At 40.4% G+C, this 12,686-nt stretch carries 8 protein-coding genes; 5 read left to right on the forward strand and 3 right to left on the reverse strand.

Annotated elements, in window-relative coordinates:
- Positions 1-37: 37 nt before the first annotated feature.
- From B9A52_RS07860 to B9A52_RS07870, 3 genes are all read right to left on the reverse strand, one after another.
- Positions 38-505 carry a DUF1569 domain-containing protein gene (locus B9A52_RS07860; protein ID WP_084119782.1) on the reverse strand — a complete coding sequence of 156 codons (468 nt, stop codon included), beginning with the start codon at positions 503-505 and terminating at the stop codon, positions 38-40.
- Between the two features lie 93 nt (positions 506-598).
- Positions 599-3,001 (reverse strand): ribonucleoside-diphosphate reductase subunit alpha, encoded by a 2,403-nt coding sequence (locus B9A52_RS07865; RefSeq protein ID WP_084119783.1) that lies wholly within the window; start codon positions 2,999-3,001, stop codon positions 599-601.
- A gap of 41 nt (positions 3,002-3,042) precedes the next feature.
- Positions 3,043-4,023 carry a ribonucleoside-diphosphate reductase small subunit gene (locus B9A52_RS07870; RefSeq protein ID WP_084119784.1) on the reverse strand — a complete coding sequence of 327 codons (981 nt, stop codon included), beginning with the start codon at positions 4,021-4,023 and terminating at the stop codon, positions 3,043-3,045.
- A 492-nt stretch (positions 4,024-4,515) separates the two neighbouring features.
- Here B9A52_RS07870 and rplU point away from each other — a divergent pair, with 492 nt between their 5' ends.
- The 5 genes from rplU to B9A52_RS07895 all read left to right on the forward strand — a co-directional run bounded on the left by rplU (position 4,516) and on the right by B9A52_RS07895 (position 12,650).
- Complete coding sequence (rplU, locus tag B9A52_RS07875) at positions 4,516-4,827, forward strand: 50S ribosomal protein L21 (protein WP_084119785.1); 312 nt, start codon at positions 4,516-4,518, stop codon at positions 4,825-4,827.
- 31 nt (positions 4,828-4,858) lie between these two features.
- Positions 4,859-5,119 (forward strand): 50S ribosomal protein L27, encoded by a 261-nt coding sequence (gene rpmA / locus B9A52_RS07880; RefSeq protein WP_084119786.1) that lies wholly within the window; start codon positions 4,859-4,861, stop codon positions 5,117-5,119.
- 142 nt (positions 5,120-5,261) lie between these two features.
- A complete protein-coding gene (locus B9A52_RS07885) occupies positions 5,262-8,330 on the forward strand; it encodes a WD40/YVTN/BNR-like repeat-containing protein (protein WP_084119787.1) in 3,069 nt (1,022 codons plus the stop codon).
- Between the two features lie 193 nt (positions 8,331-8,523).
- Positions 8,524-11,109 carry a zinc-dependent metalloprotease gene (locus B9A52_RS07890; RefSeq protein ID WP_084119788.1) on the forward strand — a complete coding sequence of 862 codons (2,586 nt, stop codon included), beginning with the start codon at positions 8,524-8,526 and terminating at the stop codon, positions 11,107-11,109.
- A gap of 272 nt (positions 11,110-11,381) precedes the next feature.
- Entirely contained in the window at positions 11,382-12,650 is a 1,269-nt protein-coding gene (locus tag B9A52_RS07895; RefSeq protein ID WP_084119789.1) for a DUF5692 family protein, read from the forward strand.
- Positions 12,651-12,686: the final 36 nt, after the last annotated feature.

Genomic DNA, 12,686 nt, shown 5'->3' on the forward strand with positions numbered 1-12,686 from the left:
ATAGATTCCCCTACTCAATTAGATTAAGCAGACTATTTCAACCTTTGGCATCACTCAGCCAAACCCCGAATTGCTTGAAGTGGTGCATAAAGTGTTTGAAATGAAATCTGCTCCATTCATCCTTATTGAGGTGGCCGAATCTTGGATGGACCTCAGATGCACCTTCATTCTTTTCATAGTAAGCAATATATTCATCCCAAGCCTGTAGGAATGCTGTTTTTGCTTTTTCCAGATCAGGATATTTTAAGGGGTAAAGCTCTCCCGTATCATTTGGTGGTGTCATACCCTTTCCCATTTCCAGCTCCGTGAACAAGAGATTATTTTTGGCAATAAGTGCCCTTTCACTTGGAGTAAAGGTTGGGTATTTTATTTTACCGATAGATAACTTGAGTGTTATGGTCAAATGCTCTACCATATGTTGAGCCGTCATTTTACCAAATAATGGCTTTGAATCGCTTTTGAGTATAGTTAAAGAATCCTGGAGTTGAGATGCGTGAAGTACCATGTAGATTGTGGTTTTAATTTTTCAGAAATATAACAAAAAAGCGCCTGACATTGCCAAGCGCTTTTTTCCATCAAACGAACTCTAAAATAGTTATTAACTTCCGCACATTTCGCAGTCATCAGGATTATCCAATGAACAGGCGATGGCATCTTGGTTTTTTGATTTGGTCATTTCCAGTGCAGGGGCTGCTTGGACAGCTTTCTCTGCATCCAAAGCCGATTTGTCCACTGTAAACTGAATCGCTGAAGTTGCAGCTTGTGACCTGAGGTAGTACATGCCCGTTTTGAGACCCTTTTTCCAAGCATAGAAATGCATGGAAGTAAGTTTACCAAAATTTGGATCCTGCATAAAGACATTCATACTCTGTGATTGACAAATATAGGCACCTCTATCAGCAGACATATCAATTACAATTTTCTGAGAGATTTCCCAAACTGTCTTATAGATGTCTTTGATGTTCTGAGGAATTCCGGGAATATTTTTCACAGAACCGTTGGCTGCGATCAATCTGTTTTTCATGGCATCATTCCACAATCCCAAATGAATCAAATCTTTCATCAGGTGCTTGTTGACCACGATAAATTCGCCGGATAGAGTTCTTCTGGTATAAATGTTAGAAGTGTAAGGCTCAAAACATTCATTGTTACCCAAAATCTGGGAAGTTGAGGCCGTTGGCATTGGAGCTACCAATAGTGAGTTTCTAATGCCATATTTTTTTACTTTCTCTTTCAACTCATCCCATGCCCATCTTCCGGATTTTGGAGTGACACCCCACATATCAAACTGGAAGATTCCTTTGGATGCAGGCGAACCCTCATAAGTTTCGTAGGTACCTTCTACTTTGGCCAATTCCATTGAAGTCTCCATGGAAGCGTAGTAGATGGTCTCGAAAATATCTTCATTGAGTCCTTTGGCTTCTTCTGAATCAAAGGGCATTCTGAGCAAAATAAAGGCATCAGCTAAACCTTGAACACCCAAACCGATTGGTCTGTGACGGAAGTTGGATTTCCTAGCTTCCTCCACCGGGTAAAAATTGACATCAATTACCTTGTTCAGGTTACGCGTAGCTACCTTGGTGATTTCGTATAATTTCTGATGGTCAAAGTATTTTTTGCCATCTGTTCCTGTCATTACAAATTTTGGTAGTGCAATTGAAGCCAAGTTACATACGGCCACTTCATCTGGAGCAGTATATTCTATGATTTCTGTACAAAGGTTCGAAGACTTGATCGTACCAAGGTTTTGCTGGTTGGACTTCTTATTTGCTGAATCTTTATACAACATGTAGGGTGTACCGGTCTCAATTTGAGACTCAAGGATTTCAAACCAAAGATCCTGTGCTTTGATGGTTTCCCTGGCTTTTCCTTCCCTCTCATATTTTTCATACAGTCTTTCGAACTCCTCACCATGACAGTCAGATAACCCAGGTGCTTCATTAGGGCAGAAAAGAGACCACTCGTCATTTTGCTCTACGCGTTTCATGAACAAATCCGGTATCCACATGGCATAGAACAAATCCCTCGCACGCATTTCTTCCTTACCGTGGTTTCTTTTCAACTCCAGGAAATCTTTGACATCTGCATGCCAAGGCTCCAGATAAATGGCAAAACTGCCTTTTCTTTTGCCACCGCCCTGATCTACATAGCGGGCCGTCATATCAAAGTTTCTCAACATGGGTACGATTCCATTGGAAACTCCGTTTGTGCCTTTGATATAGCTTCCTTTTGCCCTTATATGATGTATGGACAAACCTATACCTCCTGCGGATTGGGATATTTTGGCGCACTGCTTCAATGTATCATAAATACCATCAATGCTGTCATCTTTCATTGTCAAAAGGAAACAGGAAGAAAGCTGCGGCTTAGGTGTTCCGGCATTGAAAAGCGTAGGAGTGGCATGGGTAAACCATTTTTGGGACAAAAGATGGTAAGTCTCAATGGCCGCATCAATATCTTCCTTATGGATACCTACAGCTACCCGCATCAACATGTGCTGAGGCCTTTCGACTACTTTCCCATCCAATTTGATCAGGTAACTTCTTTCGAGGGTTTTGAAACCGAAGTAGTCATAATCAAAATCTCTGTTGTAGTCAATTGCTTCATCAAGCTTGGCAGCATGTTTTTTCACTACTCCATATACATCAGAGGCAATGAGTGCTGCATTGGCACCGGTATTGGGATTGATGTAAGTGTACAGTCTTTTCATGGTGTTGGAAAAAGACTGGGAAGTGGTTTTGTGCAGGTTTGAAGTGGCAATCCTTGCAGCCAAAACAGCATAATCCGGATGCTGAACTGTCAGGGAAGCACATACTTCTGCCGCCAGGTTGTCCAATTCTGTGGTAGTCACGCCATCATAAAGTCCGTCAATAACCTTTTTGGCAACCTCAATTGGATGGATGTATCTGCTGTCAAGGTTGTAGCAGAGGTTTTCAATTCTTGCGGTGATCTTATCGAATCTAACGGATTCGCGTCGACCGTCTCTTTTAATTACAAGCATATTTTCAAATGGATTTTGGGTTGGTGGGGAATAAATAATACTTAGAAATCTTCACCTATGGAAAATTTAGGTGACTCAACCAATTCTTTGGATTTCATGACTCCTGCTTTCTGGTAGTCACCCACTCTTTTTTCAAAGAAGTTGGTTTTGCCCTGAAGGGAGATCATATCCATAAAGTCAAACGGATTGGTGCTGTTCCATACCTTAGCGCAACCCAATTCAACCAAAAGCCTATCGGCAACAAATTCAATGTACTGGCACATGAGATCTGAATTCATGCCTATCAGTTTTACTGGCAAGGCATCTGTGACGAATTCTTTCTCGATCTCAACCGCATCTTTGATGATGGCAGTTACCGTCTCCTTAGGTAGCGGATGCACCACATGTTCTGTGTACAGGTGACATGCAAAATCACAATGGAGACCTTCGTCTCTTGAAATCAATTCATTTGAAAAAGTCAATCCTGGCATCAGACCTCTTTTTTTCAACCAGAAAATAGAACAGAAAGAACCTGAAAAGAATATTCCTTCTACAGCAGCAAAAGCAACCAACCTTTCCTGGAAGTTTCCATTATCAATCCATCTGAGTGCCCAATCGGCTTTCTTCTTTACACAATCTATGTGTTCAATGGCATTCAAAAGTTTATCACGTTCCTTGTTGTCCTTGATATAGGTGTCGATAAGAAGGCTGTATGTTTCTGAGTGGATATTTTCCATGGCAATCTGAAAGCCATAGAAGAATTTCGCTTCTGTATATTGTACTTCGGCCACAAAATGCTCGGCCAGGTTTTCATTGACTATGCCATCACTTGCTGCGAAAAATGCCAAAACATGGGAAATGAAATGTCTTTCCCCATCATTGAGGTTCTTCCAGTCTTTTAAATCCTGACTTAAATCAATTTCTTCTGCAGTCCAAAAACTAGCCTCAGCTTTTTTATAATACTGCCATATATCGTCGTGTTGAATGGGGAATAAAACGAATCTGTTTTTGTTGTCTTGAAGGATTGGTTCTTGATTTTGCATTATAATGTTGGTTTTTTGCGTGAATCTTCTTGAGATATTAGAAGGCTTCAAGTCTTAACTTATGATACTGGATAGAAAAGGCCGTCTTTTCAGAACAGCCTCCAACAAATATGATGAACTATTCTGAAAAATAAAACCCCGGAAACGTCTAAATTGTTCGTTTTTTGACTATCAGTCAAATATAATTTAAATATCTATTTTACAGATAATTAAAATACTTTATTTAAAGTAATAATTTAATTAATATGTCCTCTACAGGCTATCAAAACTTTTTTTTATCAGGTTAAAAAAATATTTTTGACCGTTTTTTGAACTTAATTTTGACCATTAGTCAATAATTTATCAGACCTAGAACTGCATAAAATCAGTCTTAGAAACCGCTTAAAACATGTGAAACAATTATTTTAGGGCTTGATTTCCAGGTATATTTTTTTCTTCCAAAAACAATATTTATATTTGCACCTCAATTTCCTAAAGCATTAAAACATTTATATGTACGCAATTGTTAACATCGCAGGAAAGCAGTTCAAAGTAACTAAAGATCAGTTTGTCTATGCACCTAAGTTGCAGGGCGAAACTGGCGCTTCCGTGGAGTTTGATGAGGTATTGTTGGCAGATGACAACGGTACAGTATCAATAGGGGCACCCACCATCTCAGGTGCCAAGGTATCAGGAAAAATTCTTGATCATGTAAAAGGTGACAAAGTAATCGTCTTCAAAAAGAAAAGAAGAAAAGGTTACAAAAAGAAAAACGGTCACAGACAAGACTTTACAAAAGTATTAATCGAAAATATTACCTTATAAGATTTCTTGGAAATCCTAAACGTATAAAATCATGGCTCATAAGAAAGGTGTCGGTAGTTCCAGAAACGGAAGAGAATCCCATAGCAAAAGACTGGGTGTTAAAAAATTCGGTGGAGAGGCAGTAATTGCCGGAAATATCATCGTCAGACAAAGAGGAACCAAACATCATCCAGGTGAAAATGTAGGTGTTGGAAAAGACCATACATTATTTGCCCTGTCTGATGGCAAGGTTGAATTCAAAAAGAAATATGATGGCAAGTCCTATGTAAGTATAGTTCCTGCTCAAGCATAAAATTGCTTTACCAAATAAAAAGGTCTTCCGAATTCGGAAGACCTTTTTTGCTTTAGACCAAATAAACTCCAATGGTCACTTTTTTTAATTTAATCAGATGTAATACCCTTAAATTTCAATATGCTAATCTAAACTTCATGCTATGAAAAATACAATACGCTTGATCTTGGTTATTGGCCTGCTCTTTTCCTTTGGTTTTCAAATGGAAGGATGGTCTCAGACCTATAATGAAAAAATTTATGATGCGGTGCAATGGCGCTTGGTAGGCCCTCATAGAGGCGGAAGATCTGCTACAGTGGCTGGAGTAGCGTCAGAAAGGAATACATTTTATTTTGGAGCCACAGGTGGCGGTGTATGGAAAACCACTGACGGGGGCAAAACATGGGGTAATATTTCAGATGGATTTTTCGGTGGATCTATCGGTGCAGTTGCAGTTGCCGATTCTGATCCCAACATCATTTATGTGGGCGGTGGCGAAAAAACCGTTCGGGGTAATGTTTCCTATGGATATGGGATGTGGAAAAGCACAGATGCCGGAAAAACCTGGGAACATTTGGGGATGGAAGAATCCCGCTTTATTTCCAGGATAAGGATTCACCCATCCAACCCTGACATTGTTTATGCGGCGATTATGGGTGATATATTCAAACCTACCGAAATGCGTGGAGTGTACAAATCATCAGACGGGGGGAAAACCTGGGACAGGAAACTTTTTGCCAGTCAGGTGGCCGGTGCGGTTGATCTTATTCTTGACCCCAATAATCCCAATATCCTATATGCAACCACTTGGGATATCAAAAGGACACCTTATAGCCTTGAAAGCGGTGGACCTAATTCCAAAATGTTCAAAAGCACGGACGGTGGAGAAAACTGGAAAGAAATTTCCCGAAACAAAGGACTTCCTGAAGGTACTTTAGGCATTATGGGAATCACTGTTTCACCATTGAACTCCAACAGACTTTGGGCAATTGTCGAAAATCTGAATGGAGGTGTTTTCAGGTCAGATGATGGTGGAGAGACTTGGGAAAAAACCAATGAGGACAGGAATCTAAGACAAAGAGCATGGTATTATTCCAGAATTTATGCGGATACCCAAAGTGACAGTACAGTATATGTCATGAATGTAAGTTATCACAAATCGACAGATGGCGGAAAAACATTCAAAAGTTCCAATGCACCTCATGGTGACCACCATGATCTGTGGATTGATCCGAAGGACAATCAGAGAATGATCATTGCGGATGATGGCGGTGCGCAGGTTTCCTTTGATGGTGGTGAATCTTGGTCTACTTATATGAACCAGCCCACAGCCCAATTTTACAGGGTAACTACAGACAATCATTTCCCTTATAGAATTTATGGTGCGCAGCAGGACAATTCCACGATGCGGATCAACCACAGAAATGAAGGTTATGGAATTACGGAGAATGATTGGGAAGTCAGTGCCGGCAGCGAGAGCGGTTGGTTGGCTGTTGACCCTACTGATAATGATGTAGTCTATGGTGGAAATTATGGGGGATTGCTACAAATGCTCAATCATAGAACAGGTGCAAAAAGAAATGTCAACGTATATCCTGACAACCCAATGGGACATGGTGCAGAGGGAATGAAGTATCGTTTTCAGTGGAATTTCCCGATCTTCTTTTCACCCCATGATCCAAAGGTACTGTATACCACTTCCAATCAATTCCACAGATCAACGAATGGCGGACAGACTTGGGAGACTTTCAGCCCTGATCTGACCAGAAATGCCAAGGAAAAATTGGGGCCTTCAGGTGGTCCGATTACCAAAGACAATACATCAGTGGAATATTACAGTACCATTTTCGCCGCCACAGAATCTCCTATGAAAAAAGGTGTACTTTGGGCCGGATCGGATGATGGCTTGGTCCATGTTTCTGTAGACAATGGAAGGACCTGGGAAAACGTTACTCCAAAAGATCTTCCGGAGTGGATTCAGATCAACAGTATGGAGGGACATCCTTTTGAAGAAGGAGGATTGTATTTAGCGGCAACTTCTTACAAGAATGGTGACTTTGCTCCTTATCTTTATAAAACAACTGACTATGGAAAGTCATGGACAAAAATCGTCAATGGAATAGATGCCCAGCATTTTACCAGAGTAGTGCGTGCAGATCCTGCAAAAAAAGGGATTCTATATGCCGGAACTGAAACAGGCATGTACATTTCCTTCAATGATGGGGGATCTTGGCAGCCATTCCAGTTGAACCTTCCGATAGTTCCGATCACGGATCTGACGATTAAAAATAATAACCTGATTGCTGCCACCCAGGGAAGGAGTTTCTGGATCATAGATGACCTGACTGTAATCCATCAATTGTCAGAGAATATAGGGAATAAACCTTTTCATTTATTCAAACCACAGGATTCCTACCGATTGGACGGTGTGCGGAGAGAATCCAAGACTGCCGGTACCAACAGGCCGGGAGGCGTTTTGGTTTACTATCATTTGAAAGAGGAGCCTAAAGAAGAAGTCAGGTTGGAATTCTATGACAGTCAAAAAAATCTGATCAAGGAATTTTCTTCAAAAGGAATTGAAAAAGATACCTTGAAATACAAAACCGGATCAAATGAATTCAACTGGAATTTGAGGATACCTGATGCCAAAGGATTTGAAGGAATGATCATGTGGTCAGGACCTTTGAGAGGGCCAAAGGTTGTTCCGGGTGATTATTTGGTCAGGCTGATCGTTGACGGACAGTCTCAGGATCAACGGTTCAAAGTGCTGCCGGATTTGAGATACGAGTCTACTCAGGAAGACCTAGAGGCACAGTATGATTTCTTGCTCAAAGTAAGGGATAAGCTGACTGAGACCCATGAAACAATCACACTGATCAGAAAATATAAGGCTGAACTCGATACCATTGTTCAAAAGAATCCACGTCAAAAGAGAAGGATAGAACCAGTAGTTAATGCCATTTCAGACATTGAAAAGGAACTGTATCAAACCCAGAACAGGAGTGGTCAGGATCCTCTGAACTTTCCGATCAGATTGAACAATAAGCTGGCACACTTGAATTCCATTGTCGGAACGGGAGAATTCAGACCAACAGATGGTGCTGAAGAAGTGCGGGCTGAACTTACCAGACAAATCGATATTCAACTTACAAAATTCAGGGAAATCGAAAAATCCCAGATCTCCAAAATTCTGAATATTGAGGAGATGAAAGCTGAAATAGAGAAGAAGTAAGACCGTATTTTCTTAATTAAAAAATCCCTGACAAAACTATGTCAGGGATTTTTTGTTAAATATTCAAAAAAAGTAAGTTCGAGCTACAGTGAAATAGGATTTTATTAGATTTTAACTCTTATTTTGCTAAAATTATAATTTTCAATTGTCAAATAGAATCGGAAAAATCAACAACTTAATTATTGAACACAGCATGACAAAGTCAATAAAATATTTCCTACTCACAGCGGTAATTCTTCTGGGAGTGGTCTCATTGCCAAATCAAGAGGCATTTGCTCAGAAAAAGAAAAAGAAATCAGATACACCGGTAGCAGCTGCACCTGCACCTGAGAAAAAACCGGAAAAGAAGAAATTGGAAGATGTGGTCAAGGGCCATAAAAAATTTGAAGGACTTTTTACTTTTTATCAGGATACTACCAGTGGCGAATTGAAAATGCTGATCAGCAAAGAGCAATTGGGCAATGAATACCTGTACTTCTCGCAGGTAGGAGACGGGGTGACTGATGCGGGTACTTTCCGTGGTTCCTATGGAGATAATAAAATTTTCAAGATTGAAAGGTATTTCAACCGGGTGGAATTCATCAATCAAAATACCTCTTACTATTTTGATCCGGAAAACCCTCTTAGCCGTTCCGCTGATGCCAATATCAGTCCCGGAATCATGGCAAGTGCCAAAATTGAATTTGATGATGTAGAAAAGGGTCTGATTCTGATCAAGGCAGACAATTTATTTCTAAAGGAAACATTTTCTCAGATTAAAAGGCCTTCTTCTCCAGGCGAATCCCCTACCTCATTCAAATTGGGAAATCTTGACGGTGAAAAAACAAAAGTGCTAGCAGTCAGGAATTATGAGAAAAATACAGATTTGGCAGTAGAGTATGTGTATTCCAATCCATCGGTGCTGAATGGCGGATCTTCTGCTGTAACTGATGGCAGGAACGTGTCCATAAAAGTTTTTCACAGTTTGATTGAATTACCGGACAATGGCTACGAACCTCGTTTTGACGATCCCAGGGTCGGGTATTTTACCACCAAAGTCACTGATATGACCTCAAGCAGTCCGACACCATATAGGGATTTGATCCATCGTTGGGATCTGAGGAAAAAAGATCCAAATGCGGCTTTATCCGAACCTGTTGAACCCATAGTATGGTGGATTGAGAATTCCACGCCACATGAGTGGAGACAGACCATCATGAATGCAGTTTTAGAGTGGAATAAAGCTTTTGAAAAAGCAGGGTTTAAAAACGCAGTGCAGGTAAAAATCCAACCGGATGATGCGAATTGGGATGCAGGGGATATCCGGTACAATGTGTTGAGATGGACAAGTTCACCCAACCCTCCATTTGGCGGCTATGGCCCAAGTTTCGTCAATCCAAGAACTGGTCAGATTCTGGGTTCTGATATTATGTTGGAGTTTGTGTACCATACCAATAGGGTTGTATTGAACAGGCTCTTCGGTGAGGAAGCTGCCTTGGAAAGTGAATTTGGAACCTGGCATAACGGACATTTCTGTACTGTGGAGACACATTTGCAAAACAACATGATGTTTGGTCAGGCATTTTTACGCGCAAGCGGTGCTTCCGACCTTGAAATGGAAGGCATGAAAATGGAAGCCATGACGGAATTATTGATGCATGAAGTAGGACATACTTTGGGATTGAACCACAATATGAAAGCTTCGCAATTGTATTCACCAGCACAGTTGGCAGACAAGAACTTCATTCAGGGAAAAGCCCTAACAGGTTCTGTGATGGATTATCTGGCCATCAACCTTTCTCCAAATAAGGAGACCCAAAGTCATTACTTTACTACTACAGTTGGTCCTTATGATATTTGGGCAATTGAATTTGGCTATACCCCGGTCAAAACGTCAAATGAATTGGATGCTATTTTGGCCAAATCCACCCAACCGGAACTTACCTTCGGTAATGATGCCGATGATATGAGATCTCCGGGCAAAGCCATTGATCCAAGAGTAATGATCGGTGACCTTTCCAATGATCAGATTGGCTATTCTATCCATATGATGGAAACCTCCAAAAATCTGATGAATGAAATCAAAGACAAATACACCAAAGATGGACAGTCTTATCAGGAACTGGTACAGGCTTACGGGGTTTTGATGAATCAATATAGCACCGCAGGAGGCGTTATGTCAAGGTTTATCGGTGGCGTGTATGTAGACAGGGCCATGGCAGGACAGGAAGGGGCAACACAACCTTTTACTCCTGTTAGTCTTAAGGATCAAAAAAGGGCCATGACTGCATTGAGTAAATATATGTTTGCACCCAATGCCTATGATATTCCCAACGACCTCATCAATTACCTGGCAAGGCAAAGGAGAGGTTTTGATTTTATGTCAGCACCCGAAGATCCCAAAATCCATCAGCAGGTACTGAATTCCCAGAAAAATGTTTTGGCCCATTTGACCCATCCAAATACACTACAAAGAATGGTGGATTCGGAATTGTATGGCAATGAATACAACATGGCCACTTATATGAATGACCTGACCAAAGCCATCTTCGATGCGGATATCAATGGCAATGTCAATTCCTTCAGACAAAACCTGCAGATGGAGTATGTGAATACCCTCAAAGGGATAGTTTCCGGTAATACAAGCAACCGATACAACCACCTGGCCAAGTCAGCAGCTTTATACAACCTGAACTATATCAAGACCAAGGCAGGCAATGCCAACGGAAATATCTCCTCCAAGGCCCATAAGGATCATTTGAAATTATTGATCGATAATACCTTGAAGGAAGTGAAGTAAAATTTCTTGGACTTTAAAGTTAAATAGGCTGTCTTTTCTGAATAGAGGCAGCCTATTTTTTTTGATTTATTTCAATTAAATTGATATTAATTTTATATTAATTTGTATAATTCGTTTTTTTTAGAATAATATTTTATATATTTTTAAAGTAACAGTATTGTTTGTTTTTGGAATTTTTTCTTTCACCTATCTCTATTTAGAAGGATAACGAAATCATTTTAGGATCAAATAACATTGAAACTCCCTTTATCCACATCTAAATAATTTTCAACATGCTAAAGAGTATTAAAAAGAATTGGCTTAATTCTGTGATTAAGCCGTTTTTGTTCCTGATAGTTTTAGGGACATTTGTATCAGTATCCTATGGACAAGATAGAGAATATCTTGAAGGTTTTTATGCAGTCACGAGAAGTGATAATCAGATTTTCATCTTTAATTTCAATAAAGATGGTACCGTCTTGGTCACTGAAAAAAATTCTGAAGACAAGGACTTTAAAGAATTGAAGAAGTACGAGCTTAGTGGCAACAACCTGACTCTACATCCAATTTGGGACCCTGGTAGGATTGATTATTTCTATGATGTGAGCATCACTAAAAAGGAAGATGGTCTTTTCACTTTTTCAAAAGCCGGGCTTGATTATGAAATCCAGAAACATTCAAATTGGCCGGCAATAATGCATACGCTCTTTGTGCTAATTGCTCTGTTGATTTTTAACCATCTCTGTAGGTGGTCAAAATGGTTTGTTTGGGCTACCTGTATTCTGCTGCCCTTGTACCTGACTATCTATGTTTGGCCCATGACCACAGTGGGAACTGCGGTTGACACTTGGTTCCATGTGGCAAAAGTCTGGTCAGCGCTAGCGGGTTCTGTCTTTTTTACTTTGGTCAGGTTTACCAAATTAAATAATTATAAATGGGCAAAGTTCATTGTCGCCGCTATTTTGGTGATCAATATTGCAGAAGCGGTGCTCAGGGATTTCGAGCTTGGAACCGGCTTTGGAGGTATTTACCATTTTTTGAATGGGACGGCAGGGATTCTTTCTATCATTACCTTATCAGGTTGGTTGACCATCAAAGCTGATAATTCCAGGTTCAAAGATATGGTATGGCCTGATATGACCTTGCTTTGGATCATCGCTTATGACGTTTGGAACTGGAGTTATATCTGTAACTGTATTCCTGAGCATGCGGTGATGGGCTTGATCGTTCTGTTGTCCTGTACCATTCCTGCCTTTTACAAAGTGGGAACATGGCTTCAGGCAAGGGCTTATACCTTATCTGCATACATGATGTATATTATGAGCGGTTCCAGATGGATCAGTCATCCGTTGAATAATGTGTTACTTCCCGACAATCCAACATTTATCATCATTTTGGCTATCACCAGCCTCGGACTGAATGTCTATAACGCCTATGTACATTTTGGCATGATGATCAGAAGAAAAGCTTGGGGATTTGGTCAACCTGTGTTGACCCTAGCCGAGCAGGAGGCAATAGTGGCCACCAATAAAACCTTCCCCCATTTCATCAAATTGGCATAAGGTTAAATAAATATCCGCAACCAAGAATTTTCTATA

The organism is Aquiflexum balticum DSM 16537, from assembly GCF_900176595.1.
Classification (GTDB): Bacteria; Bacteroidota; Bacteroidia; order Cytophagales; family Cyclobacteriaceae; genus Aquiflexum; species Aquiflexum balticum.

Coding starts and splice junctions, on each gene's coding strand:
- B9A52_RS07860 (WP_084119782.1), bottom strand. CDS start 505: ATGGTACTTCACGCATCTCAACTCCAGGATTCTTTAACTATACTCAAA.
- B9A52_RS07895 (WP_084119789.1), top strand. CDS start 11,382: ATGCTAAAGAGTATTAAAAAGAATTGGCTTAATTCTGTGATTAAGCCG.
- B9A52_RS07870 (WP_084119784.1), bottom strand. CDS start 4,023: ATGCAAAATCAAGAACCAATCCTTCAAGACAACAAAAACAGATTCGTT.
- rpmA (WP_084119786.1), top strand. CDS start 4,859: ATGGCTCATAAGAAAGGTGTCGGTAGTTCCAGAAACGGAAGAGAATCC.
- B9A52_RS07890 (WP_084119788.1), top strand. CDS start 8,524: ATGACAAAGTCAATAAAATATTTCCTACTCACAGCGGTAATTCTTCTG.
- B9A52_RS07865 (WP_084119783.1), bottom strand. CDS start 3,001: ATGCTTGTAATTAAAAGAGACGGTCGACGCGAATCCGTTAGATTCGAT.
- rplU (WP_084119785.1), top strand. CDS start 4,516: ATGTACGCAATTGTTAACATCGCAGGAAAGCAGTTCAAAGTAACTAAA.
- B9A52_RS07885 (WP_084119787.1), top strand. CDS start 5,262: ATGAAAAATACAATACGCTTGATCTTGGTTATTGGCCTGCTCTTTTCC.